We start from the raw sequence: 24,668 nt of genomic DNA on the forward strand, positions 1-24,668 counted from the left end.
ACCGGGGTCTCCTGGGTCCGGCACCCTGGTCCCCCGGGTCCGGCACCCTGGTCCCCCGGGTCCGACACCGCGGTCCCCCGGGTCCGGGCACCCGCTGGAGACGGGCCGGCCGGGGGGAGGCCCGCCCCGCAGCGTCCGCGCCGAGTCCGGGAAGGGCCCGCGCGGCCGGCTGCCGGTGGTCGTCTCCGAAGCCGCCCGTCGCGGCGAACTCGCGCCACGCCGTGTCACCGCCATGGCGTCCGCGGGGTGCGGGTTCGACAATGGGGAGGATGACCGATGACGACCGGCGTACGCGCAGTGGCGAGATCGGGCCCGCCGAGTGGCTCGCCATGAACCGGACCGGCAGCTTCGACTGGGATCTCGACACGGGCACCATCGATGTCGACGAGTCCGGGCTGCTGATCTTCGGCGTGTCCCCGGACGCCTACGACGGGCGACCGGGGTCGATCGTGACGCGGCTGGCCCCCGATGAGCGGGAGAAGCTGGACGGCGTCGTACGGCAGGCCGTCAAGAGCGGCGCGGCCTCGTACACGACCCACTTCCCCATCCCGCAGGCCGACGGCTCACCCCACTGGACGCATGTGCAGGCGCGGATCCTGCGCTCGCCAGACGGCCGGGCCCGGCGGATCGTCGGCGTCGTGCGGGACACGACGGCCGAGGTCGCCCACTTCGCCTTCGTGCAGGAGCTGGAGAAGCGGCGCGAGGTCCAGACGAGCATCGTCGAGCGGACGACGAACGCGCTGTCGCGCGCGGTGACCGTGGACGACGTGACGGCCGCCCTGACCGGCCCGGGCGGTCTCGCCCGGCTGGGCGCGGACGGTCTCGCGCTCGGTCTCGTCGAGAACGGCTCGCTCAACATCATCGCGCTGAGCGGTGAATCCCTCGACGTGCTCAACGACTTCCGCAGCCGCCGCCTCGACCGGAAGCTGCCGCTGGCCGAGACCGTGCTGAGCGGGCGGCCCCGGTTCGTGTCCTCGTTCCCGTCCCTGGGGCGGGACTTCCCCGAACTCGCCCCTTATCTGTCCCGCCTCGAGTTCCGGGCCGCCTGCTACCTGCCGCTGGTCGCGCAGGCGCGTTCGCTCGGCGGGATGGCCCTCTTCTACCGGGGCCGCACCTCGTTCAACGCCGACGAGCGCAACCTCGCCCTCGGTCTCGCCGCGATCGTCGCCCAGTCGCTCCAGCGGGCGATCCTCTTCGACGAGGAGCGGGAGCTGGCGACCGGACTCCAGGCGACGATGCTGCCGCGCCGGATCCCGCAGTTCACCGGCGGCGAGATCGCCGTCCGCTACCACGCGGCGTGGAGCGGACGACAGGTCGGCGGCGACTGGTACGACGTGATCCCGCTGCCCCGCGGCCGGGTCGGGATCGTCGTCGGCGACGTCCAGGGCCACGACACGCACGCCGCCGCCATCATGGGGCAGCTGCGGATCGCCCTGCGCGCGTACGCCGGAGAGGGCCACGCCCCGTCGACCGTCCTCGCCCGCGCCTCCCGCTTCCTCGCCGAGCTGGACACCAACCGCTTCGCGACCTGCACGTACGCGCAGGTGGACCTGGCGAGCGGCACCCTGCGCGCCGTACGGGCCGGGCATCTGGGTCCGCTGATCCGGCACACCGACGGCCGGGTCGGACAGCCCAAGCTGCGGGGCGGGCTCCCGCTCGGTCTGGCGACCGTGTTCGGGGACGAGGAGTTCCCGGAGACGCGGCTCGACCTCGTGCCCGGCGAGACCCTGGTGCTCTGCACGGACGGGCTCGTCGAGCAGCCCGGCTCGGACATCGAGTCCGGTCTCGCCGCCCTGTCGGGCGCCATCAGCAGCGGCCCGCCGCAGGCGGAGGCGCTCGCCGACCACCTCTCCGAGCGGCTCTGGGAGCGGTGGGGCTCGGGCGACGACGTGGCGCTGCTCGTACTGCGGCGCAGCCCTGACCCGGGCACGCCCAGGGCGCCGCGGATCCACCAGTACATCCACCAGGCCGACCCGCAGGGCCTCTCGGACGCGCGCGCGGCCGTCGGGCTGGCGCTCCGCGACTGGGGCATGCCGGAACTCGTCGACGACGCCGAGCTGTTGACGGGCGAGCTGCTCGTGAACGTACTGCTGCACACCGAGGGCGGAGCGGTCCTGACTCTGGAGGTGCTGCCGGAGCCGGTGCGGCGGGTACGGCTCTCGGTGCAGGACCGGTCGAGCGCCTGGCCCCGGCGGCGTACTCCCGGCGAGGCCGCGACATCGGGCCGGGGGCTGCTCCTGATCGACGCGCTGGCGTCCCGGTGGGGGGTGGAGCCGCGCGGCGAGGGCAAGGCGGTGTGGTGCGAGATCGGGCCGGAGCCGGTGGCGGCCGAATCCGCCTCCGGCGGTGGGTGAGGAGGGCGTCGTGGACCCCGTGGCCGCCCTGAACCGCATCGCGTTCCTCCTTGAGCGCGGCCAGGCGCCCGGCTACCGGGCGCGCGCCTTCCGCACGGCGGCTTCCGCCGTCGCGGCCCTGCCGGAGGGCGAGGCGGCCCGGCGTGCGGCGGCGGGCACCCTGGAGTCCCTGAAGGGCGTCGGACCGAAGACGGCGGCGGTGGTGCGCGAGGCCCTGGAGGGGCGGGTTCCGGAGTATCTGGCACATCTGGAGGAGGAGTTGGAGGCCTCGCTGGGCCCGGGAGAGTCGGACGGCCACCTCGGCGAGGAGCTGCGGGCGGCGCTGCGCGGCGACTGCCACCTGCACTCGGACTGGTCGGACGGCGGCGCCACGATCGAGGCCATGGGGCGTACGGCCGCGGCGCTCGGGCACGAGTGGGCGGTGCTCACCGACCATTCGCCCCGGCTGACGGTGGCGCGGGGCCTGTCCCCCGAGCGGCTGCGGGAGCAACTGGACCTGGTGGCACGGCTGAACGAGGAGTGGGCGCCCTTCCGGCTGCTCACGGGAATCGAGTGCGACATCCTGGAGGACGGCTCGCTCGACCAGGAACCGGAGCTGCTCGACCGGCTCGACCTGGTGGTCGGTTCGGTCCACTCGAAGCTGCGGATGGACGCCCGGTCGATGACCCGCCGGCTCGAACGGGCCGTGCGCGATCCGCTGATGGACGTGCTCGGGCACTGCACGGGACGTCTGGTGGCGGGCGGGCGGCTGCGGCCGGAGTCCGAGTTCGACGCGGAGCGCGTCTTCGCCGCGTGCGCCGAGTCGGGTACGGCGGTGGAGATCAACAGCCGTCCGGAGCGCCTCGATCCGCCGCGCCGGCTGCTGCGGCAGGCCGTCGCCGCGGGCGCCTACTTCGCCGTCGACACGGACGCCCACGCGCCCGGCCAGCTGGAGTGGCAGATCCTGGGCTGCGCGCGGGCCGAGGAGTGCGGGGTTCCGCCGGACCGGGTGATCAACACCTGGCCGGCGGAACGGCTGTTGGAGTGGACGGCGGGCTGAGCCCCCGATGGGTCAGGCCCGCTGCCAGACCGTCGTCGCGTTGCAGAACTCGCGGATGCCGTGGCCGGAGAGCTCGCGCCCGTACCCCGAGCGCTTGACCCCGCCGAAGGGGAGCGCCGGGTGCGAGGCCGTCATGCCGTTGACGAAGACACCGCCGGCCTCCAGGTCGCGGACGAAGAACGCCACGTCCTCCTGGGAGCGCGTCCAGACGTTGGAACTGAGTCCGAACGGCGAGTCGTTGGCGACCGCCACGGCCTCCTCGATGTCGCTGACCGGGTAGACCGTGGCGACCGGGCCGAAGGCCTCCTCCTGGTGGATCCGCATCTCCGGGGTGATGCCGGTGAGGACCGTGGGCCGGTAGTACCAGCCGTTCCGGAGCGCCGGATCCTCGGGACGGTGTCCGCCGCACAGGACGGTGGCGCCCCGCCCCACGGCGTCGTCGACGAGCACCTCCAGGTCGGCCCGGCCCTGCTCGGTGGCGAGGGGGCCGACGTCGGTGGACTCGTCGAGGGGGTCGCCGACGGTGAGGGCGTTCATGGCGGCGGTGAAGCGCTCCGAGAAGTCGTCGTACACGTCCTGGTGGACGATGAACCGCTTGGCGGCGATGCAGGACTGCCCGTTGTTCTGCACGCGCGCGGTGACGGCGGTCTTCACGGCCCCGACGACGTCGGCGGAGGGCATGACGATGTACGGGTCGCTGCCGCCGAGCTCCAGGACGGTCTTCTTCACCTCGTCGCCCGCGACGGCGGCGACGGACCGGCCGGCCGGCTCGCTGCCCGTGAGGGTGGCGGCCACCACCCGGGGGTCCCGGAGCACGCCCTCGACCTCGCGGGAGCCGATGAGGAGGGTCTGGAAGCAGCCGTCGGGATATCCGGCGCGGCGGAAGAGGTCGCCCAGGTAGAGCGCGGTCCTCGGCACGTTGGAGGCGTGTTTGAGGAGGCCGGTGTTGCCCGCCATGAGCGCGGGCGCGGCGAAGCGGATCACCTGCCAGAGCGGGAAGTTCCACGGCATGACGGCGAGGACCGGGCCGAGGGGCCGGTAGTGGACCCGGGCCATGTCGGCCCCGGAGTCCTGGACGTCGCTCTCGGCCGGGTGCTCGTCGGCGAGCAGCTCCTCGGCGTGCTTGGCGTACCAGCGCATGGCCTTGGCGCACTTGCCGGCCTCCGCGCGGGAGGCGGCGATCGGCTTGCCCATCTCGATGGTCATGGTGCGGGCGATGTCCTCGGTGTCCTCGTCGAGGAGGGTCGCGGCGGCGCGCAGGAGCCGGGAGCGTTCGGCGAAGGAGGTCGTGCGGTACTGCCGGTACGCCTCGTGGGCGGCGGCGATGCGCCGCTCGACCTCCTCGGGCCCGTGGGCCTCGTACGTACGCAGCGTCTCGCCGGTCGCGGGGTTCACGGTGGCGATGCCCATGACGTGCCTCCTCCTGCCATCGGCCCCCGTCTTCCTGCTGTCGGCCCCCGTCCGTAACCTTCCGCTCTCCCGGGGGCGGGGCGCAACAGGGGTGACGCGGTGGGGTGACCCGGCCACCACCGGTCCGCTCAGGTCCCCTCGGCAACCGGCATCGTGACGAGGACCTTGCGGTGCACCTGTTCCAGTACGAGGACGAGCACGACGAGGATCGCGTCCAGGATGAGCACGGAAACCAGCGGCGGCAGCCACCGCGCCGCGACTCCGCCGATGGCGCAGGCCAGGCAGGCGAGCAGCCGGGTGCCCCAGGCCTGTCCGGTGGAGGTGTAGTACCACCAGGCCTGGGTGATCACGTACAGGATCGGCCCGCCGAACAGGAGGAGGCCGACTGCGGTGCTGCCGTGGCCGGTGGGGTGGCTGATGGCGAGTTCGGCGCCGACGGCGAGGGCGACGAGCCCGGCCAGGGTGGAGTACTGGCCGCTGACGGCGTGGCGGACCGGCAGCAGAGGATCGGCCGTGGTCGCGACGTGCCGCGCCAGGATGTCCTCACCGCCCCTGAAGTAGCTGCCGCACAGGCACACCAGCGCGACGAACACGCCGAGGCCGGCGGTCACGGTGGCGGCGTCGACCGGGGCGGCGGAGATCGCCGTGCCGATGGTCAGGACGGTCTCGCCGAGCTGCAGGATGATGAACAGCCGGATCCGTTCCACCATGTGCTCGGCGTCGAAGACGAGGTTCCGGGAGGACAGGACGTCCCGGGGCAGGGGGTGCGCCAGCCACACGCCGGTCATGTCGACGGCCGCGGCGGCGGCCCACCAGGTGAGCCTCGGCCCGTGGTCCGCGGCGGCCCCGAACAGCCACAGTGGGACCGAGACGGCCGCCCACACCGTCACACGGCGGTAGTGGTGACGCAGGAAAGGCGTCGGGGCGGTCACGGCGGCGGTGATGTCGGTCAGGAGGAGGATGGCGACCAGCGGCACCACGAAGGCCCACGGCCGGTCCGCGAAGGCGTGCGGGATCTGGGCGTTCATGAAGAGTCCCAGACCCATCACCAGCAGGACGAGCCGCCGGGTGAGGGGCCGCTCGACGTCCAGGAAGGTGGCGTCGAAGCTGGTCAGCGCCCAGGTGCTGAGCACCGCCACCAGCATCACCGTGGTCTCCGCGGCGCCGCGCCAGGAGAGTTCGGCGTGCAGGTGCTCCGCCAGCTGGCCGACGGCGAAGACGAAGACCAGGTCGAAGAACAGCTCCAGCGGGGAGACGGCCCGGCGCAGGCGGGACGGCGGCGCGGTGCTCGACATGCGTTCACGATCCGGCCGCGGGACGGGGTGCGCAATCGGGGGCCACGCACGAGGACCCACGACACGCCCGACGGCCGGCCGGAGGCGCGTGGGGCGCGCCCGGGCCGGCGGTCGTGAGGGGGTGTCAGGCGGAGAGGGCCTGGTGGAGGGCTTCGAGGCCGTCACGGTAGATGCCGGCGAACAGCTCCTCGGCCTCGGCGTCGGTCACGGTGTCCGGGTTGAAGCGGCCGGACCACTGGACCTCGGAGACGTCCTCGCGGCCGGGGACGGCGTGGACGCGGAGGGTGGAGACGTAGCCGGTGACGGGGAACGGCGCTTCGAGGATGGCGTAGCTGTAGCGGCGCTCGGTCTCGTTGAAGTCGACGAGGCGCTCGATGATGACGTCGCCGTCGGGGTTGGTCAGGCGGCGGACACGGCCGCCTTTGAGCGCGGTGCTCTGCGGGATGTAGGGAAGCCAGTCGGGCAAGGCGTCGAAGCCGCCGATGAGGTCCCAGACCTTCTGTGGCGTTGCGGGGACGACGCGGCTGACGGACGTGGAGGCCATGGTTCTTCTCCTGCTGTGGTGTGGGGGGATGCGCTGTGGGGGATGCGCGGCGTGGGGGTGGTACGGGTCAGGCGTTGTTCGGGAGCAGGGCGGCCGGGCTGACCAGGCCGGCGGCGCGGAGGTCCGTCCAGAACGCGGCCGGGACGGCCTCGTTCAGGGCGGCGGTGTCCTCGGCGATGCGGCTGGGCCGGGTGGCACCGGGGATGACGGCGGCGGAGGCCGGATGGGCCAGGGAGAACTGCAGGGCGGCGGCCTTGATGGAGACGCCGTGCTTCTCGGCCAGGGCCTTCAGCTTCCCGACGCGCTCGATGATCTCGGCCGGGGCCTGCTGGTACTCGAAGTGGGTGCCGCCGGCGAGGATGCCGGAGCTGTACGGGCCGCCGACGACCATGTCGACGCCCTGCGCCTGGGCCATGGGGAGCAGCCGGGTCAGGGCGTGCTCGTGGTCGAGGAGCGTGTAGCGGCCGGCGAGGAGGAAGCCGTCGGGCTGCGGCTCGTCGAGGCCGAGGGTGAGCTCGATCGGCTCGGTCTTGTTGACGCCGAGGCCCCAGGCCTTGATGACGCCCTCGTCCCGCAGCCGGGACAGGACACGGAAGGCGCCGGTGCGGGCCTCCTCGAACTTGCCGAGCCAGGCGTCGCCGTGGAAGTCCTGCGCGATGTCGTGGACCCAGACGATGTCGAGACGGTCGGTGCCGAGGCGCTTGAGGCTGTCCTCGATGGAGCGCTCGGTGGCCTCGGCGGTCCACTCGTGGAGCATCTTGTTCGGGTTGCCGTGCTCGAACAGGCCGCCCTTCTCACCGAGGTCGCGGGCGGCGCTCTCGTGCTCGTCGAGGATCACGCGGCCGACCTTGGTCGACAGGACGTAGGAGTCGCGGGGCTTGGTGGCGAGGACCTCGCCGAGACGTGTCTCGGCCAGGCCGGCGCCGTAGAAGGGGGCGGTGTCGTAGAAGCGGATCCCGTGGTCCCAGGCGGCCTCGACGGTGTCGCGGGCCTCCTCGTCGGGGATCGCGCGGAACATGTTGCCGAGGGGGGCGGTGCCGAAGCCGAGACGGCCGGGAAGGATGTTCTTGAGCGACATGACAGTGCCTTTACGGGGGATGACCGGCGGAAAGGGACCACCGGTTGCGCGAGCGCCGCACCCGAACCATCTAGATGCAAGCGCGCCTTACTTCCATAGACAATATTTGCATGCGCGGGCTAATGCAAATGCCTCCGCTCAGGACCCCTCCCGGACGCAGCGCGCTTCTCGTCGGGGGCCGGTTCTCCTCCGGGTACCGCGTGCGGGAACTACTGCCCGACCGACCGCCCCCGGTCATCCACATCCCGGCCGACTCGCCGCACGCGGAGACGGTGCGGTGGGCGCTCGCCGCGATCGAGCGGGAGCTCGCCTGCCGGGCCCCGGGTCGTCGGCTGCTGGGCCGTCGACCGGCCCAGGACCTGCGGCCTCGTCACCGAACAGCGCGCCGTCGTCATGCTCGTCCACGTCCCGCGCCTGCACCTCGCCCGCGAGCCGCAGGCCGTGACGGGGTGGCTCGCCGGCCTCGCCGACCCGGTGACGGCCACGGCCCTGACGGCTCTGCACCGGGCCCCGGCGCGGGCATGGACCATCGAAAGCGCGCCGAGCGTCGCCTTCGAGCGCGTCATGGGCGCACCCCCCGGGCGACTACCGAAGGCGTCCGTTGCCGTCGTGATCGGCCGTCAGCCAGGTCAGGGCTCCCCTGAGGTGGGCCCGGAGGACGGGAGTGCCGTACGCCTCCGGCGCGTGACCCAGGGCGGTGAAGAAGACGCGGCCCCGGTCGATCCCCCGGCACCAGACCAGCGGGTGGTCGGCGCCGTGCGTGCCGCCCCGGTAGGTGGTCTCGTCGGCCCGGGCGAGGACCCGTACGGAACCGCCCGAATCCCGGGGGTGCGAGGTGAAGTTGTACCACTCGTCCGTCCAGAGCCAGCGCTCCGGGAGCGGCGCGGTCGCCGGGTGGTCCCGGTCGTCCACGAGCACCGCGCCCGGCTGGACCTCCGGGTGGCCGTCGAACCGGGTGCCGAGCAGTTCGCCGTAGAAGGGCCAGTCGGGTTCGGCGTTGGCGGCGGCGTGCACGGCGAGGAGCGAGCCGCCGCCCCGGAGGTAGGCCTCGAAGGCGGTGCGCCCCTCGGGCGTCAGGACGTTCCCGGTGGTGGACAGCAGGACGACGGCGGCGCACCGGCCGAGCCGCTCGGGGGTGAAGACGGCCGGGTCCTCGGTGATCTCGGCCGCCCTCCCGAGCTCCTGGGCGAGCTCCGTGAGGGCGGTGGCGCCGGCGGGGATGGAGTCGTGGCGGTATCCCGCCGTGCGGGTGTAGATCAGGACGTCGGCGGTGGGCACGCGGTGGACTCCAGGGGCGGTACGGGACGGGCCGGGCGGCGGGACAGCAGGGAGAAAGCGCTTTCTCCACCACCTCGACCGTAGCCACCGAAAACCCCGGGCCGCAACCCCCGCCGCTCCGGCACACTGCCCCGATGACACCCCTTCATGATCACGCCCTGAGGGCCCTCGCCCATGTGACCGACCGCTCCACGGGGGAGCCGCTCGCCCCGGACCTGCGGGTCACCCTCAACTTCCACCCGCATTTCCTGCCCCGGCTCGCGGACGAGGGGGTCTACCGCTCCCAGTTCGCCACCGGCACCAGCAACGGCGGCCTCACCGCCCGTCCCGGTGGGGACCGCTGGCGGTGGGAGAGCCGCATCTTCGGCGGGGCGTACGACGCGGCCCCGGCGGAGACGCGCCCGGTGTACGGCGCCCTCGACTTCCGCCGCCGCCCCTTCGGTGCCGCTCCCCGCTTCGGCTCGGCCCATCTGCGGCTCACGGCGACCGCCCTGCACCGGGCGACCTTCTGCTACCCGGACAGCTTCCTGGAGCCGGAGGACTTCGGCGTCGCCACCCGGATGCGGCTGATCGCGCTCGCCGAGGCCGACGCGAAGGATCCGCTCGACGACTACATCGAGGCCCAGGTTCACGGCCCGGTCGTGATCGGGCGGGACGTGGAGGCGCTGGTCCTGGACCCGAGCCACCGGGGCACGGAGGTGGAGGAGGCGGCGCGGCGGCTGCCGTGCCCCGTGGAGTGGCACGGCGGTTTCCGCGTCTCCGTCGACGAGCTGTGGCGGTACCCCGAATTCCGGGGACCGGAGTACGTGGAGCTCGCGGCCCGGATCGCGGTCGACGGCCTCCTGGACGCCCGGATCGTGCAGGAGGCGGACCTGTCGGGGCGGTACGACCGGCAGGACGTGAAGAAGGTCTGGCACTACCTGGCCCGCTTCGGAGCGCCCACCGTCTGACCCCCGTCCTCCGCTCAGGACTCGGGGGCGGATCCCCCGTGTTCGATCCGGTGGATGAGTCGCTTGAGCTGGGTGACCTCGTCCTGGAGGGCGCGACCGCCGGCGGGGGTGAGGGAGAGCCAGGTGCGGGGGCGTCTGCCCTCGTACCCCTTCTCGATCTCGACGAGTCCGGCCTGCTCCAGGACGGCAAGGTGCCGGCTGAGGTTTCCCGCGGTGAGGCCGAGGGCCGTGCGCAGGAAGCCGAACTCGACGCGGCGCGCCTGGTGGGCGACGGTGAGGATGCCGAGGCGGACGCGCTGATGGACGACGTCGTCCAGGCCGATGGCGGGGTGCTGGTCGGCCGGTCCGGCCGTTTCGTTCTCGTGGTTCACGGGCGGGTGCCCCTGTCGGACCGCTCGGCCAGGCGGAAACCGAGGGCGCCGAGCAGGAGCAGCACGCCGGGCACGCCGAGGGCGGGCAGCGCGGACCACGGCGAGGAGGCGGCGATCCCCGACCAGCCGCTCGTGAGCGGCACCAGCTCGATGGCCAGGTACGCGACGGCGAGCAGCAGCAGGGCCCGGCTGCGTTCCACCCAGGACAGCACGAGCAGCGGCAGGCCCACGGCGGTCGCCGGGCCGACCATCCGTGTGAGGAAGGCCGTCACCCCGGAGGCGGGGTCGAGGCGCAGACCCCACAGGTCGACCGTCTCGCCGGGCTGCGGCGTCCCCTGGCGGAGGGTCCAGAGGGTGGTGGCGGCCCCCAGGCCGACCAGGGCGATCCCGGTGAGGACGTACGGCCCGACCGGTGTGCCGACGCCGCGCTTGCGGGAGCGGCGGATGTAGAAGAAGGCCGTCGCGGCGTAGGCGAGGGCGAGACCGAGCGTCCAGTAGACGGGTGAGCCCTGACTCGTCAGGGTGCATCCGTCGGCCGCGGCGGCGCGGCCCGGCGGGCAGGGCACGGTCTCGACCCGGAAGGTGAGGCGGCCGACCAGGATGCCGCCCATCGTGAGTGCGCCGAGGAGCAGGAGCGGGAACCAGGTGCCGCGCTGGGCGGCGCGGACCCGGCGGGTCAGTTCACCGAGGCCGGCGAGGACTTCCTGGGGCGTGCCCGGCGAGGGCACCGATGCGTTTGCCATGCGCATCAGCTTTGCATCGCAAACCAGTTGGGGCAAGAGACTCCGCGAAGGCGGTTCGGATCCGTTGTCGCATCGGATACATCTCTGTATCTTTTGGCGCGCCGTACGCGTCCGCCCGTACGCGTCCGCCCGTGCCCGCCCGCCGTGCGCGCCCGCCCGCAGAAGCCCATCGAGGAGCCGTCATGAGCACCGTGCCGCCCGCCATCGCCGCCGCCGTCGGGCCGCTGCCCGAAGGCGCGATCGTGCCGCTGCCGCCCACCTTCGATTCGGTCGAGGAGGAGCGCCGCCACCGCAAGGAGCAGCTCGCCGCCGGGTTCCGGATCTTCGGGAGGTTCGGCTTCTCGGAGGGCGTCGCCGGGCACATCACCGTGCGCGATCCCGGCGACCCGAACGCGTTCTGGGTCAACCCGTTCGGCATGAGCTTCACCCAGATCAAGGCCTCGGACCTGATCCTGGTGGACCACGAGGGGAACGTCCTGGAAGGGCGCCGGCCGGTGAACCGCGCGGCGTTCGTCATCCACTCGCGCGTGCACGCGGCCCGCCCCGACGCGGTCGCCGCCGCGCACTCGCACTCCCTGCACGGGAAGGCCTTCTCCAGCCTCGGCGTCCCGCTCGACCCGATCACCCAGGACGCCTGCGCGTTCTTCGAGGACCACGGGATCTACGACGACTACCGGGGCGTCGTGAACGAGACCGAGGAGGGCGAGCGGGTCGCCAAGGCCCTCGGCGACTTCAAGGCCGTCATCCTGAAGAACCACGGGCTGCTCACGGTCGGCCACTCCGTCGCCGAGGCCGTGTGGTGGTTCGTCACCATGGAGCGTTCCTGCCAGGCGCAGCTCCTGGCGATGGCGGCGGGCACCCCGCAGCTCATCGACCGCGAGACGGCCCTGCTCACCCGGGGGCAGATCGGCGGGCACCTGGCCGGCTGGTTCCAGGCACGCCCGCTGTGGGATCAGATCACCGCGTCGGACCCCGACCTGTTCGACTGAGCCGCGGGCCCCCGGCCGGGGATCTCGCGCGTCGTCGCCTCCAGGAGCGGAGCGAGGAACTGCCGCTCCAGGGTGCCGGGCGGCAGCTCGTCCGGCTCCACGTAGCTCTGCGCGAGTCCGCCCTCGCGCAGGGCGATGAGGAGGCGTGCGAACCGGTCGGCCTCCACGGTCAGCTCGCGTCCGGCCCGGCGCAGGACGAGGGTGAGGCCGCGGGCGATCTCGGCCCGCAGCCGCTCGTCGTGGCGCGCGAGCACCCAGGCGGCCTGGGGGTCGCGGATGGCGTGCAGGGTGAACTCGGTGGTGACGAGGTACCACTCCCGCTCGTCCGGTTCGACGCGGGCGGCGAGCTCCGCGAGCCGGGTCAGGGTGTACTCCTCGGGGGTGAGCGCGTCGATGGACTCGGCGAGGCGCCGTACGGTCCGCTCGCTGTGCTCGTCGAAGAGGGCGAGGAAGAGCTCTTCCTTGCTCGCGAAGTTCGAGTAGTACGCGCCCCGCGTGTAGCCGGCGCGCTCGCAGATCTGCTCGATCGTCGTCGCGTGGAAGCCGTGCTCGGCGAAGGTCTCCAGGGCTGCCTTCAGGAGCGCCGCGCGGGTGCGGGGCCGTCGCCTGGTGACACCTTTCGGCACGGGTGCGTCCTCCTCGTTCGGGCCGCTCGCGCGGCGGACGCCCACCTTACCGGCGTCCTCTTCCCGGGCGGCGATCAGCACCGGCGGATAAAATTCGACGCATGGCAGAGCGGCCCTTCGTGCCCGCGGCGCCCGATCTGGTCCTCGAGATCGACGGGGACGCGACGCTCATGAACCCGAGCCGCGTCTATCGCATCGGGCGCGACCCCACCAGCGACATCGTGCTCGCGGACGCCCGGGCGTCCTGGCACCACGCGGTGCTGAGCGCCGCCGGCGGCCACTGGACACTTGCGGACGAGGGCAGTACGAACGGCACCTTCGCGGACGGTCTGCGGGTGGCCCGGCCGCGGGAGGTCGGTCCCGGCACGGTCGTACGGTTCGGGCATCCGGTCGACGGGCCGCGCGCGGTCCTCCTGACCGGCGCCCCGGCAAAGCCCCGTGCCGTACCGGAGGTCCCTCCCGAGTTCCCGCCGGAGCCCGTACCGGAACCCTGGCCCGTGCCGGAGCCGGAGGCCCCGCCCCTGCTGCCTCCGCCACCACCCCCGGAGGCCGTACGGGACCTGCCGCCCTCGCCACCCCCGGAGGCCGTACAGGACCTGCCGTCCTCGCCGCCGCCGGAGGCCGTACAGAACACTCCGCCGCCACCGCCCCCGGAGGCCGTACAGGAACTTCCGCCTTCGCCCGACGCCGTACCCGACCTGCCGCCGGAAGCCGCGTTCGCGCCCCTCCGGGAGCCCGCGCCCGAGGCCCCGCCGCCGCTGCCCCTGCCGGAGCCTCCCGGGACGGGTCCCGGCCGCCCCGTGACGCCGCGGCCGCCCTCCGTGGAGCATCCGGCCGCGACCGGCACCTTCCGGCAGCCGACCGCCGTGCGGCCGCTGCCCACCCACAGCATCCGGATCGGGCGCGCCCCCGACAACGACGTGGTCGTCGCCGACCTGGTCGTCTCCCGGCGGCACGCCGAGCTCCGCGCCCACCCCGACGGCACGTACTGGATCCACGACCTCGGCAGCCACAACGGCACGTTCCTCAACGGCGCCCCCGTCGTGGACGCCCGGGTGACGACGGAGGACATCGTCGGCATCGGCCGGGCCGCGTTCTGTCTGATCGGCGGGCAGCTCGTCGAGTTCACCGACACCGGCGAGGTGTCCCTCGACGTCCGCTCGCTCGCGGTGACCGTCGACCACGGGCGCAAGACCCTCCTCGACGAGGTGTCGTTCCCGGTGGGCCAGAAGTGCCTGCTCGCGGTCGTCGGCCCGTCCGGCGCCGGGAAGTCGACCCTCCTGGGCGCGCTCACCGGTCAGCGCCCGGCCGACCGGGGCACGGTGCTCTACGACGGCCGTGACCTCTACCGGGACTACGCCGAGCTGCGCCAGCGCATCGGGCTGGTCCCCCAGGACGACATCCTGCACCTCCAGCTCACCGTCCGCCGGGCCCTCGGCTACGCGGCCGAACTCCGCTTCCCCGAGGACACCGTGGCGGCCGAACGGCGGGCCCGGGTCGACGAGGTGATCCGGGAGCTGGGGCTCGTGGAGCGCGCCGAGCAGCCGATCCACAGCCTCTCCGGCGGTCAGCGCAAGCGGGTGAGCGTCGCCCTCGAACTGCTCACCAAGCCGTCCCTGCTCTTCCTCGACGAGCCGACCTCGGGTCTCGATCCGGGCATGGACCGCTCCGTGATGCACATGCTGCGCGGGCTCGCGGACGACGGCCGCACGGTCGTCGTGGTCACGCACAGCGTGCTCAGCCTCGACGTGTGCGACCGGCTGCTCGTGCTCGCTCCGGGCGGCCGGGTCGCGTACTACGGCCCGCCCGCCGACACCCTCGGCTTCTTCGGCTTCGAGCAGTGGCCGGAGGCCTTCGAGGCCTTCGAGAACGACAAGGACCGCGACTGGGCCGAGCAGTACCGGACCTCCCGCTTCCACCGCCGGTACATCGCCGACCCCATGGCCCACCCCGACGTCCCCGCGCCCGCCGGCGCCCCCGTGCGCGCCGCCGGACGGCCCGCCGTGGAGCCCGCACCGCCGCCGAAGGCGCAGAGCTGGGGCTCCCAGCTGCGGACGCTCGTACGCCGGTACGCGGCGGCGCTCTCCGCCGACCGGACCTTCCTCGCCATCATGATCGCCCTGCCGTTCGTGATGGGCGCGATGGCCCGGGCCCTGTCCGAGGGCAGCCTCAACCCCGAGTCGACGCTGAACGTGCTGCTGATCCTCTGCGTCGGCGGTGTCCTCACCGGCGCGGCGAACGCCGTGCGCGAGCTGGTCAAGGAGCGCACGATCTACCGGCGCGAGAGAGCCGTCGGCCTGTCCCGCTCCGCCTACCTCGCCTCCAAGGTGGTGGTGCTCGGTCTGATCACGGTCGTGCAGGCGGTGGTCCTCACCCTGGTGGCCCTGATCGGCGTGCCGCTGAACGTGCCCGGCGGCAAGGGTGTCCTGATGCCGCCGCTGGTGGAGATCACCCTCGCGGTGGCGCTCCTCGCGTTCACGGCGATGATGCTCGGCCTGCTGGTCTCGGCGCTCGTCCGCAAGGAGGAGGTGACGATGCCGCTGCTCGTCCTCCTCGCGATCGTGCAGGTGGTGTTCTGCGGGGCGCTGCTCAAGGTGCGCGGCACGCCCGTCCTGGAGCAGCTGGCCTGGCTGGTGCCCTCGCGGTGGGCGTTCGCGGCGATGGGCGCGACGATCGACATCGGGAAGATCGCGCCGAGCGAGAAGACCGCCGATCCGCTGATGCGGCACACGGCGGAGGCCTGGCTGTTCGACATGGGCATGATGGTGGTGCTCTGTCTCGTCCTCGGCCTGATGGTGGCGCGGCTGCTGCGCCGCCACGAGCCGGTCGTCATGCGGAGGTAGGCCGGTGAGCGTTCCCGAGGCGGAGGTGAAGCCGGTGAGCGTCCCCGTGGTGGAGGTGAGGCCGTGAGCGTTCCCGTGCCCGAGTACGTGCCGGACTTCCGGCCCACCCATGTGGTGCCGCGTTCCGGGCTGCCCGCCTGGGAGGCGCCCGATCCGGAGCTGCCCACGGTGCCCCTCGACGCCTTCCTGCCCGTACGTCTTGAGGAGCGGACCGGCGACTGGGGCCGGGTGCTGTGCTCCAACGGCTGGACGGCGTGGGTCGACGCGCGCCTGCTGGTGAGCGTGCCGGAAGACCCTCCGGCGGCGGGCCGGCCGCTCACCAGGACCGCCGATCCCCGGCCGCTCATCGCCCGCGCCGAGGACGCGCTGGGCCGCTACCGGCGGGCGGCGGAGGAGCTGGGCGCGGGCCGGCTCGACGGCGAGGGCTTCCGGCTGCGGACGCGGGGGCTGCGGGTCGGCATGGTCGTCGACGGCGAGTCGGTGTGGCTGTACGACGCGGAGCACGAGCGCTGGGTGTACTGCGACGGGGTCGGGCTCAGTACGTACGCGGCGTCGGCGGCGCCCTCCCCCGAAGCCGACCGGACGGCCGAGGAGCCCGCGGCGGCGCCTCCCGGCTACGAGCCGACGCAGGTCGTGCCCCAGGTGGACCCGGCGGGTTCGGCCGGGCCGCCGCCGACGCAGGTCGTGGGGCCGTCGGGACCGGCGGGTGACGAGCGATGACCACCGGTGGGGCGCACGGGGACCCGGAGATCCCGGCGGGCCGGCCCTCGGGGCTGCTCGGCAAGGAGATCGCGGGCTACCGCGTGGAGAGCGAGATCGGTCGCGGCGGCATGGCCGTCGTGTACCGGGCGCGGGACCTGCGCCTCGACCGGACGGTGGCGCTGAAACTCCTCGCGCCCGAGCTGGCCCGCAACGACACCTTCCGCAAGCGCTTCGCGCACGAGTCGCGGGTCGCCGCCTCGATCGACCACCCGCACATCGTGCCGGTCTTCGACGCGGGCGAGACGGAGGGCGTCCTGTACATCGCGATGCGGTACGTGGCGGGGCAGGACCTGGTGGCCCTGCTCGACCGCGAGGGGCCGCTTCCGCCGGTGAAGGCGGGGCGGATCGCGGTGCAGGTGGCCTCGGCCCTGGACGCGGCGCACGCGCACGACCTGGTGCACCGGGACGTGAAGCCCGGGAACATCCTGGTCGCGGAGGGCACCGACGGCGACCACCCGGAGCATGTGTACCTGACCGACTTCGGGCTGACGAAGAAGTCGCTGTCCCTGACGGGTTTCACGACGGTGGGCGAGTTCGTCGGGACGCTCGACTACGTGGCGCCCGAGCAGATCTCCGGCAAGCCGGTGGACGGCCGGTGCGATGTCTACAGCCTGGCGTGCGTGGTCTTCGAGACCCTGGTGGGGGTGCCGCCGTTCCGCCGCGACACGGACTGGGCGGTGCTGTGGGCGCAGCAGTATGATCCGCCGCCCCCGCTGTCCGAGGTGCGGCCGGGGCTGCCGGCGGCGGCGGACGCGGTGTTCGCCAAGGCGCTGGCGAAGACGCCCGAGGAGCGGTACGGGACGTGCCTGGAGTTCGTCGCCGCGCTGCGCGCCGTCCTGGCCGACGCGGGCGGCGGCGGTCCGGTGGTGCCTCGGGGGCCGCGGCGGCTCGGCGCGCCGCCCGCCCCGCCCGCCTGGGCGCGGCCGGTCTTCCGGGAACTGGACTAGCACGTCTCGCGGGGCTGTCGGTGGCGTGTGCGAGGGTGATCGTCGAGGGCGTCGTTCCACACGCCCGGAAGGCCCGTACGTCCAGGGGGAGCAGCACATGGCCAGTCGTCGCGCGCGTTCGGACCTCGCCGGGGTCAAGGCGTGGTGGCGGACGCTCGGCGCAGACGGGTTCGTGGTCCTTCCGCCGCCGACGCGGAGCCGGTACACCCAGAGCGACGGGCACGAGGACGCCGCCGAGCTGATCGGGACCCGGGGTCTCGGCGACGGGACGTCGTTCGCGTACTGGCACTGGCAGGCCCATCAGGCCTTCGACCGGTCCGGGGCGCTGACCCGGGAGCTGATGCTGTACTGGGGCGGCGACCACGCGACCGTCGCCGCCGGGCTCGGCGACGGGCCGGCCGGGTTCCGTGTCGTCGACGGCGGGCCGCAGGGGGCCTTCCGGCTCGACCGGGTGTCGGGTCGGGACGAGGCGGGGCTGCCCGACCCCGCGGATCCCACCGGGGTACGGCAGTTCCTCGACGGCCTCGACGAGCCGCTGGACCGCGGCGAGTACCCCCTCCGCCGCCGTCCGCTGACTGCGGCCGAAGCCGGCTGGCTGCACGAGCGGCTGCGGGACCCCGTGGAACTGCCGGGCGCGGCCCGGTTCGTGACCTGCCTCGAACGCCGGGACGGGCTCTCGTACGAGGAGACGGTACGGCTCTCGCGCGCCTGGCTCGCGGCGTACGAGGGGCGGCTGGCGGAGTGGGACGGCTGGCGGGCGCTGCTCCACGCGCTGCTGCGCCACGACCGCGCCGAGGCCTGGGACGCGGTCGCCGCAATCGGGAGCCGGGCGGCCGAGGTGGTGCGCGAGGTTCCGTCCGAGCGGGGGCTCGCCGTGCTGCGGGAGTTCGCGCAGGCCGGGGACCGTGCCGCGATCGGCGCCTGGCTCGCGGTCCACCGCGCGGTCCGCGAACCCGACGCGGTCCTGGCGGCGGCCGCGCTCGCCGCGGAACTGGACGCGCACCAGGCCCCGGAGGCGTCGCTGCGAGGTCTGTCCGGGGCGCTCTCCGCGGCCGTCACGGCCGACCGGCGGCGGGAGTCGGGGGTCGGCCACCGGGCGGGCCTGTCCTTCGCCGCGCTGTCGGCGGTCCGTTTCTCCACCGACGCACGTCTGCCGCGCGCGCTGCGCGTGCTCGCCGCCGACACGGCACGCGACCAGGTCGCCCATGTACGGGAGGAGGCCCGTCGGCTCGGCCCCGGCTACGCCGACGTCACCGGTGTCGACGCGGCGGACGCGCTGGCCGCCGCCGACCGCTACGAGGCCGTCCGCGACGAACTGCTGGCCGGCTCCGGCCCCGACCTGACCGCCTACGAGGGCTCGCTGTGCGACGTCCTCGACCGGTACCGGACCCTCACCGAGTCCGACGTCCACTGGCTGCGGGCGCGGGTGGCCGACCCCGGCACCGGCATGCAGGGGCTCGGCTTCTGCCTGGAGCTGCTGTACGCCCACGGCTCGGCCGGCGCGGCGGAGGTCGAGGCGCTGCTGCCCCGCTGGAAGAAGGACCTCACCAAGCGGTACCGGACCACGTACACGGAATGGCGCCATCCACTCGTCACCCTCACCTGTCTGGCCCTCGACCTGGGGCACCCGGCCGCCGGGGAGCTGCTGGCCTGGTGGGCCAGGCCGCGGCCGCTGTGGAAGGACGAACTCCGGCTGCTCACCCACCTGGGGGCCCCGGACGAGGCCAAGGCGGCCGAGCTGTGGGACTTCGTCACCTCGGGCGCCCATGACGTCGGACAGCTCCTCACCTGGGTGCTGGTCCGTGCCCGGCTCGACGGCGAGCCCCCGCTCCTCGTGGCCGACCGCCTGCTGCGCGCGCGGGACCTCCCCGCGCATGTCGCGCGGCGACTGCTCCTCGCGGCGGTGGACCCGGCGCAGCCGCTGTGGCACTACTCCTTCGATGGGCTGCGCCGCAGCTGGTGGCAGCGCGCGAGGGAGGTCGCGGACCATCCGGGGCTCTCCCCCGAGGCCCGTGCGATCGGCCTGCGGGCGGCCCGGGAGCACGATCTGATCCGCCGTCCGGACCAGGTGCGCCCCGCCGCGACCGAGGCCGAGCGGACGGCGGCCCGCGCGTGGCTCGACGGGCACGCGGACACCGACGTGGCCTGACCGCTCCGGCCCGGGGGCGACGGGGGCTCGGCCGCCCCGGCCCTCCCTGATCCGGCCTGATCCGAAAGCCAGGCCCTAGCCGCGGTGCCGTGCGTCGGTGACGACGAGTGAGACGTTCTGTCCGCCGAAGCCGAAGGAGTTGCTGAGCACGGCTTCCTGGGGGACGTCCCGTCGCGCGGTGACGACATCGAGGTCGATGTCGGGACCGACGCCGGCCGCCGTGAGGTTGCGGGTCGGCGGGATGACGCCGTGCTCAACGCTGAGGACGGCGATGAGCGCCTCGATCGCACCGGCCGCGCCGAAGAGATGACCGAGTGCCGCCTTGGGGGCCGTCACGGTGGCGCGTCCGAAGACCTCCCTGATCGCGTGTGCCTCGGCGACGTCGCCGACGGGGGTTCCGGTGGCGTGGGCGTTGATGTGGCCGATCCGCTCGGGAGCCAGACCGGCCTGCGCGAGGGCCTTCCGCATGGCGGAGACCTGACCGGAGCCGTCGGGGGCGGGGGCCGTGATGTGGTGCGCGTCGGCGGCGATGCCGGCGCCCGCGAGCACCGCGTGGACGTGCGCGCCTCGGGCGGCGGCGTGCTCGGCGCTTTCGAGCACCACGACGGCGGCGCCCTCGCTGAGGACGAATCCGCTGCGGTCCGCGGCGAACGGCCGTGACGCCGAGGCCGGTTCGTCGGCATGCCGTGACAGTGCCTGCGCCTGGACGAAGCCGGCGACGGTGATCGGGGTGATCGCGGCCTCGGTACCGCCCGCGATGACCACGTCCGCCTCGCCGGCACGGATGAGCCTGGCGCCCAGGGCGATCGCCTCGGCGCCGGAGGAGCACGCCGAGACGGGCGTGTAGACCCCGGCCCGTGCGCCGTATTCGATGCTGATCAGCGCCGCCGCAGCATTGGGCATGAGCATCGGGACCGTGCGGGGCGAGACGCGCCGAGTGCCGGCCGCCTCCAGCGCGTCGTCCTCCTTCAGCAGCGTCCGTACGCCACCGATGCCCGTGCCGATCGCGGATGCGAGCCGGTCCGGGTCCACCTGCGGGGCGCCCGCGTCGGCCCAGGCCTCGGCCGCCGCGACGAGGGCCGCCTGCTGCGAGCGGTCGAGCCGCCTGGCCCGCACCGGCGGCAGCGACGCGGCCGGGTCGACCGCCATCGTCCCCGCGACGGTGTCGGGAAGGCCGGGGTCCTCGTGGCCGCGCAGGGCTCCGCCGTGAATGCCGGACTCGCCGGCGAGCAGGGCCTCCCATGTGGACAGCACGTCTCCGCCGAGTGGCGTGATCGCGCCGAGTCCGGTCACGACGACTTCCGTCCGGTGCATGAGCTTCCACCTTTCTTGTATGCGATACAAGTCAACAGGGCCATGTTGTATCACATACAATTGCGGCGTGGAGAAGAAGCCGACCGAAGCCCGATCGACCTCGGCCCGGTCGCGTGACCGCGGTCGCGCGACGAGGCGCCGACTGATCGAGGCGACCGCACAGCTCTGCGAGGAGCGGCCCGGCGCGGAGGTGAGCGTCGCGGAGATCGCGCACGCGGCAGGCGCCTTCCCGAACCAGGTCACCTACTACTTCGGCTCCAAGGACGCGCTGCTCGTGCACGCCGCCTTCCTCGGCCTGCTGCACGACGCCCGGCGGATCGAGCGCATCGGCCGCCAGGCCTCCGACGCGGCCACGTTCCGGCGCAACATCGCCCGCGCCGTGCTGGCCATGCCCTCACTCCCGTCGGTCGCGCGAGCACTCGCCGCCGGGATCTCCAAGCCCGAACTCGCCCCCGTGGTGGACCGACACCTCCAGCTGCTGTTCCGGCAGTCCGAGCGCTTCGTGGGCCGACTCGTCGAAAGCCGCGGCTGGAAGGCCCGACGCCCGCTCGCCGCGGAGGTCAGGACGTTCTGGAGCACCGCGCTCGGCGCGGTCCTCCTCGTCCGCGCCGGGGCCCACGGCACGGTCGCCGACCTCGACCTGGCCGGAGCCCTGACCCTCCACGACGAGACCGAGCGCGACTAGCGTCGTCGCAGGTCAGCGGCGTCAGGCCGTTCGGTCCCGGCCGGCGGGCGTGTTCGTCGGAAACGTTTGCCCTGCGTGTACGGTCAGCCCATGGATGCCAGCCACCAGCCGACGCTCGACGAGATCGAAGAGCGCTTCGTCGGGCTTGTCGAGGGTCGTCTGCCCCGGGAAGAGGCCGATCGCTGGGCCGGGCGGTGGGTGGTCGACGACGGGCTCGACTGGGACGACGTCTCCTGGTGGGCACTGAGCCTCCTCCACGGAATCGACCTTCCCGCAGACGAGAGCGGCGCCTACCTGCACGACGACGAGCAGCTGCGTTCATGGCTCGCCGAGCTGAGAAGACGCCGGACGATGTGACGCGGCCCTAGGGCTGGTCGACGACCTCGCCCCTGCGGTGGACGCGGGAGGCGAGGAGGCCGCCGAGGAAGCCGAGGGCCAGGCCCCAGAGCAGTGCGAAGCCCGTCGTCTTCCAGACGTCCGGGCGGAGCACCACCTCGCCGCCGAGCGAGGCGAGGTCGCCGATGCCGAGGACGGAGAGGCCGAAGCGGGCCTCGACCAGGGTGAGCGGTGCGGCGACCAGCATGGCGAGTGCGAAGGCGATGCCCAGGTGCAGGGAGTGCTGCCAGAGAGAGATGCGGGCCGGGGAGCGGACGGCCGCCACGAACGCGGCGGCGAGCACCAGGACGGCGGCGACGGGCAGCAGCCACCACGCGCGCGTGTCCTGCGCTGCGAGCGAGGACAGGTCGACCGTGGAGAGGTCCGGACTGTCGCCGTTGCCCCGCAGGACGGCGTCGAGGATCTGCGGCATGGGAAGACCGAAGGGCCCTTCCGCCTTGCCCTGCCAGGAGCCGCCGATGCCCACGCCGAGGGCGAGCCAGGTGATGTTGGGGAGGCCCAGGAGGAGCACGGCGAGGGTCTCCGCGGTGTGGCCCTTGGTCGCGGCGACGACGATCCCGATGACCAGGCCCACGACGACGTACGCGAGGAGGAGCAGGAGCATCGCGAAGGCCGCGGGCCGGACGGGCTCCTGGTAGCGGACGAGCCGGGGCGGCAGCGGGGTCCTGCGGGAGACGAGGAGGGCCACGACGAGCACGCCGAGGATCCACAGGAGCCCGTAGAAGAGCGTGGGCCCGAGGTCGGTGCGGAAGCCGACGGTCGGGTTCGTGGCGTCCAGGAGCTCGCCGAAGATTTCCATGAGGGACCCTTCGGAGGTGCCGCCGCCGAGGGTGAGCGGGAAGTCGTGGCGGGCGAGGGCCGAGAGGCCCGCGAGCGCGACCAGCCAGAGCACGGTGACGCTCGCCGCGCGGAGCAGGAGTGAGCGCGTACTGGTCACCGCGTGGTGCCGCAGGGGGCGCAGGAAGCAGTAGCCGGTGACCAGTGCGCCCACCAGGGTGACGGTGAGCGGCATGGCGGCCAGTTCGGCCTGGGTGCCGGCGAGGGCGCCCGCGTCGCCGGAGAGTTCGATCTTGCCGCCCGAGGCCATGACGACGACCGCGGCGAGGACGGCGGTGAAGCCGCCGGGGAGGTCGGCGGCGCCCGCGGCCCAGAGGCCGAGCCCGGCGACGACGGCCATCGCGACGAACCCGGCGATCACGGCGGCCAGGGCCTGGAGGACGACACGGGCGTAGGGCCCGGTCGGGGTCGTGGATGTCCGCGCGGAGGCGGGGAGCCGACTGCTCGTCACCCGGCCCACGCTAGTACCGGGGCCGGTGCTCCGCTTGCGGACGGGTACCGTTCGGCGCACACAATGGGCGCGGAACGGAAGAAAGGGAAAAAAGTGACTTCCCACCCGCCGTCCGGCCCTCCGTCGGTTCCCCCCGCAGGTCCCCCCTCGGGCCCCCTCTCGGGTCCGAGCACACGCCCGGGAAGCGCCGGCCCTCCACCACCGCCCGGACCGCCCCACGGCGGTCCGGGGGGCGGCGGTTCGTCCGGCGGCGGCTCGTCCGGCGGCGGCTCCGGCCCGGGCGGCGGCTCGTCCGGCGGCGGCGAGGGGCCGGGCGGGGACGGGGGCGGTGGAAAGGGCGGTGGCGGCCCCTGGTGGCGCTCCGTCCCGAAGGTCGCCTCGGTGACCGCCGTACTCGTCGCGGCGGCGGCGCTGGCCGTCGTCCTCACCAACCGCCCCGACGGCACGAGCGACACCACGGGTTCCGGCGGCGGCGGCGAGGTCTTCCTGCAGAACGCCGCCGCGACCGGTCCGGACCCGTTCACCCGTTCGACGGCACGCGCCGACGGCGGCTCCGCCCCACCGGCGTCCCTGCCGCCCCGTACCGCCCCGGCCCTACCGGAGGTGTCCGGGTCGACACCCGGCCTGTACGGCGGGACGAAGTCGGTGTCGAGCTGCGACGTCGAGCAGCAGGTCCGCTACCTCTCCGGCGAGCCCGCCAAGAACACGGCCTTCGCCAAGGTCGTCGGTGTCTCGCCGAACGACGTGCCGGGCTATCTCCGCTCCCTCACCCCGCTCCAGCTCCGCGTCGACACCCGGGTGACGAACCACGGCTTCCGCGACGGCGCGGCCACCTCCTACCAGGCGGTGCTCCAGTCCGGGACGGCGGTCATGGTGGACGGCCACGGGGTGCCCCGGGTGCGCTGCGCCTGCGGCAATCCGCTGACCGTCCCGGTGGCGCAGAAGGCGCCCCGCACGACGGGTACGCCGTGGCAGGGGTACAGCTCCCAGCAGGTGGTCGTGGTGGCGCCCTCGGTGACGGTCGTGAACGTCTTCGTGGTGTACGACCCCCAGGACGACGGCTGGTTCGCGCGGATCCACGGCGACACCGGCAAGCACGACAAGCCGGCTCCGCCCCCTCCCCCGCCGCCCACGATCCCCCCGTCCACCCTCGTGCCGCCCTCGGCGTCCACGTCCAGCTCGTCCCCGTCGGTCTCCCCGTCGTCGCCGGTGCCGTGCGTGACGGTGACGGGCACGGAGACCCCGACGCCGAGCAACGGGATCACCCCGTCGCCGTGCCCCTCGACGCTCTCCCCCTCCGCGTCGACGTCCTCGCCGGAGTCCCCCTCCGACTCCCCTGGTCCCTCGGACTCGTCGCCGTCGACGGCGTCGTCAAGCCCGGAGTCGGGGCCCGCGTCGGACGGTTCGTCGGACGGTACGAGCGGGCCGCCGGACCAGCAGGCCGACCGGCAGAACCAGTCGGCCGCGGCCGACTCCCTCTCCCCGCCGGCATCGAAGGTGCCGTCGGGTTCGGCCTCGGCTCCGGCCTCGGCGTCGCGGTCCTCCTCGGCCTCCGCCTCGGTCTCGGCCCCCGCGCCCGGCCCCGGGTCCGCGCCCGTCGTCTGATC

At 73.7% G+C, this 24,668-nt stretch carries 22 protein-coding genes; 12 read left to right on the forward strand and 10 right to left on the reverse strand.

What is annotated here, in order from left to right:
- Positions 1-269 precede the first annotated feature (269 nt).
- Both AB5J54_RS04100 and AB5J54_RS04105 read left to right on the forward strand, forming a co-directional pair.
- Positions 270-2,354 carry a SpoIIE family protein phosphatase gene (locus AB5J54_RS04100; protein WP_369142498.1) on the forward strand — a complete coding sequence of 695 codons (2,085 nt, stop codon included), beginning with the start codon at positions 270-272 and terminating at the stop codon, positions 2,352-2,354.
- 10 nt (positions 2,355-2,364) lie between these two features.
- Positions 2,365-3,393, forward strand: coding sequence for a PHP domain-containing protein (locus AB5J54_RS04105; protein ID WP_369142499.1), 1,029 nt, complete (start codon positions 2,365-2,367; stop codon positions 3,391-3,393).
- A 12-nt stretch (positions 3,394-3,405) separates the two neighbouring features.
- On the opposite strand, the gene AB5J54_RS04110 is transcribed toward AB5J54_RS04105, so the two are convergent.
- The 4 genes from AB5J54_RS04110 to AB5J54_RS04125 form a co-directional block, all read right to left on the reverse strand.
- Entirely contained in the window at positions 3,406-4,803 is a 1,398-nt protein-coding gene (locus AB5J54_RS04110) for an NADP-dependent succinic semialdehyde dehydrogenase (protein ID WP_369142500.1), read from the reverse strand.
- 128 nt (positions 4,804-4,931) lie between these two features.
- Entirely contained in the window at positions 4,932-6,098 is a 1,167-nt protein-coding gene (locus tag AB5J54_RS04115) for a low temperature requirement protein A (protein WP_369142501.1), read from the reverse strand.
- A gap of 124 nt (positions 6,099-6,222) precedes the next feature.
- Entirely contained in the window at positions 6,223-6,642 is a 420-nt protein-coding gene (locus tag AB5J54_RS04120) for an SRPBCC family protein (protein ID WP_369142502.1), read from the reverse strand.
- A 67-nt stretch (positions 6,643-6,709) separates the two neighbouring features.
- Entirely contained in the window at positions 6,710-7,720 is a 1,011-nt protein-coding gene (locus tag AB5J54_RS04125) for an aldo/keto reductase (protein ID WP_369142503.1), read from the reverse strand.
- A gap of 128 nt (positions 7,721-7,848) precedes the next feature.
- Here AB5J54_RS04125 and AB5J54_RS04130 point away from each other — a divergent pair, with 128 nt between their 5' ends.
- A complete protein-coding gene (locus AB5J54_RS04130; RefSeq protein WP_369149209.1) occupies positions 7,849-8,364 on the forward strand; it encodes a cupin domain-containing protein in 516 nt (171 codons plus the stop codon).
- Here AB5J54_RS04130 and AB5J54_RS04135 read toward each other — a convergent pair.
- The gene (locus tag AB5J54_RS04135) at positions 8,306-8,998 is read right to left on the reverse strand and encodes a ThuA domain-containing protein (RefSeq protein ID WP_369142504.1); all 693 of its coding nucleotides are present in this window, start codon (positions 8,996-8,998) and stop codon (positions 8,306-8,308) included. The two genes, AB5J54_RS04130 and AB5J54_RS04135, sit on opposite strands and share 59 nt — an antisense overlap.
- Positions 8,999-9,132: 134 nt before the next feature.
- Here AB5J54_RS04135 and AB5J54_RS04140 point away from each other — a divergent pair, with 134 nt between their 5' ends.
- Entirely contained in the window at positions 9,133-9,948 is an 816-nt protein-coding gene (locus AB5J54_RS04140; protein WP_369142505.1) for a DUF3626 domain-containing protein, read from the forward strand.
- 14 nt (positions 9,949-9,962) lie between these two features.
- Here AB5J54_RS04140 and AB5J54_RS04145 read toward each other — a convergent pair whose 3' ends face one another.
- Both AB5J54_RS04145 and AB5J54_RS04150 read right to left on the reverse strand, forming a co-directional pair.
- Positions 9,963-10,319 carry a winged helix-turn-helix domain-containing protein gene (locus tag AB5J54_RS04145; RefSeq protein ID WP_369142506.1) on the reverse strand — a complete coding sequence of 119 codons (357 nt, stop codon included), beginning with the start codon at positions 10,317-10,319 and terminating at the stop codon, positions 9,963-9,965.
- Complete coding sequence (locus AB5J54_RS04150; RefSeq protein WP_369142507.1) at positions 10,316-11,062, reverse strand: hypothetical protein; 747 nt, start codon at positions 11,060-11,062, stop codon at positions 10,316-10,318. Before AB5J54_RS04150 ends, AB5J54_RS04145 begins: the two co-directional genes overlap by 4 nt.
- Before the next feature lie 182 nt (positions 11,063-11,244).
- Between AB5J54_RS04150 and AB5J54_RS04155 the strand changes: the two genes are divergently transcribed.
- On the forward strand, positions 11,245-12,051 hold the full coding sequence (locus AB5J54_RS04155) for a class II aldolase/adducin family protein (RefSeq protein WP_369142508.1): 807 nt from the start codon (positions 11,245-11,247) through the stop codon (positions 12,049-12,051).
- On the opposite strand, the gene AB5J54_RS04160 is transcribed toward AB5J54_RS04155, so the two are convergent.
- A complete protein-coding gene (locus AB5J54_RS04160; protein ID WP_369142509.1) occupies positions 12,015-12,677 on the reverse strand; it encodes a TetR/AcrR family transcriptional regulator in 663 nt (220 codons plus the stop codon). The genes AB5J54_RS04155 and AB5J54_RS04160 overlap by 37 nt on opposite strands.
- Positions 12,678-12,778: 101 nt before the next feature.
- On the opposite strand from AB5J54_RS04160, the gene AB5J54_RS04165 reads away from it, so the two are divergent.
- The 4 genes from AB5J54_RS04165 (at position 12,779) to AB5J54_RS04180 (ending at position 19,378) form a co-directional block, all read left to right on the forward strand.
- The gene (locus AB5J54_RS04165) at positions 12,779-15,520 is read left to right on the forward strand and encodes an FHA domain-containing protein (protein WP_369142510.1); all 2,742 of its coding nucleotides are present in this window, start codon (positions 12,779-12,781) and stop codon (positions 15,518-15,520) included.
- 63 nt (positions 15,521-15,583) lie between these two features.
- Positions 15,584-16,240: a hypothetical protein gene (locus AB5J54_RS04170; protein WP_369142511.1), complete on the forward strand. Its 657-nt coding sequence runs from the start codon at positions 15,584-15,586 to the stop codon at positions 16,238-16,240.
- Positions 16,237-17,229, forward strand: a complete 993-nt coding sequence (locus AB5J54_RS04175) for a serine/threonine-protein kinase (protein ID WP_369142512.1) — start codon at positions 16,237-16,239, stop codon at positions 17,227-17,229. Before AB5J54_RS04170 ends, AB5J54_RS04175 begins: the two co-directional genes overlap by 4 nt.
- Before the next feature lie 97 nt (positions 17,230-17,326).
- Positions 17,327-19,378 (forward strand): hypothetical protein, encoded by a 2,052-nt coding sequence (locus AB5J54_RS04180; protein WP_369142513.1) that lies wholly within the window; start codon positions 17,327-17,329, stop codon positions 19,376-19,378.
- A gap of 75 nt (positions 19,379-19,453) precedes the next feature.
- Here the strand turns inward: AB5J54_RS04180 and AB5J54_RS04185 are convergent, their stop codons facing one another.
- Positions 19,454-20,692 (reverse strand): beta-ketoacyl synthase, encoded by a 1,239-nt coding sequence (locus tag AB5J54_RS04185; protein ID WP_369142514.1) that lies wholly within the window; start codon positions 20,690-20,692, stop codon positions 19,454-19,456.
- 67 nt (positions 20,693-20,759) lie between these two features.
- On the opposite strand from AB5J54_RS04185, the gene AB5J54_RS04190 reads away from it, so the two are divergent.
- Positions 20,760-21,377 (forward strand): TetR/AcrR family transcriptional regulator C-terminal domain-containing protein, encoded by a 618-nt coding sequence (locus AB5J54_RS04190; RefSeq protein ID WP_369142515.1) that lies wholly within the window; start codon positions 20,760-20,762, stop codon positions 21,375-21,377.
- A 90-nt stretch (positions 21,378-21,467) separates the two neighbouring features.
- Positions 21,468-21,734: a hypothetical protein gene (locus tag AB5J54_RS04195; protein WP_369142516.1), complete on the forward strand. Its 267-nt coding sequence runs from the start codon at positions 21,468-21,470 to the stop codon at positions 21,732-21,734.
- Positions 21,735-21,741: 7 nt separating this feature from the next.
- Here AB5J54_RS04195 and AB5J54_RS04200 read toward each other — a convergent pair whose 3' ends face one another.
- Positions 21,742-23,070: a streptophobe family protein gene (locus AB5J54_RS04200; RefSeq protein ID WP_369142517.1), complete on the reverse strand. Its 1,329-nt coding sequence runs from the start codon at positions 23,068-23,070 to the stop codon at positions 21,742-21,744.
- 372 nt (positions 23,071-23,442) lie between these two features.
- Here AB5J54_RS04200 and AB5J54_RS04205 point away from each other — a divergent pair, with 372 nt between their 5' ends.
- Complete coding sequence (locus AB5J54_RS04205; protein WP_369142518.1) at positions 23,443-24,666, forward strand: DUF6777 domain-containing protein; 1,224 nt, start codon at positions 23,443-23,445, stop codon at positions 24,664-24,666.
- Positions 24,667-24,668 lie beyond the last annotated feature (2 nt).

The sequence above is a fragment of the Streptomyces sp. R44 genome (assembly GCF_041053105.1).
In the GTDB taxonomy this organism is placed as follows: Bacteria; Actinomycetota; Actinomycetes; order Streptomycetales; family Streptomycetaceae; genus Streptomyces.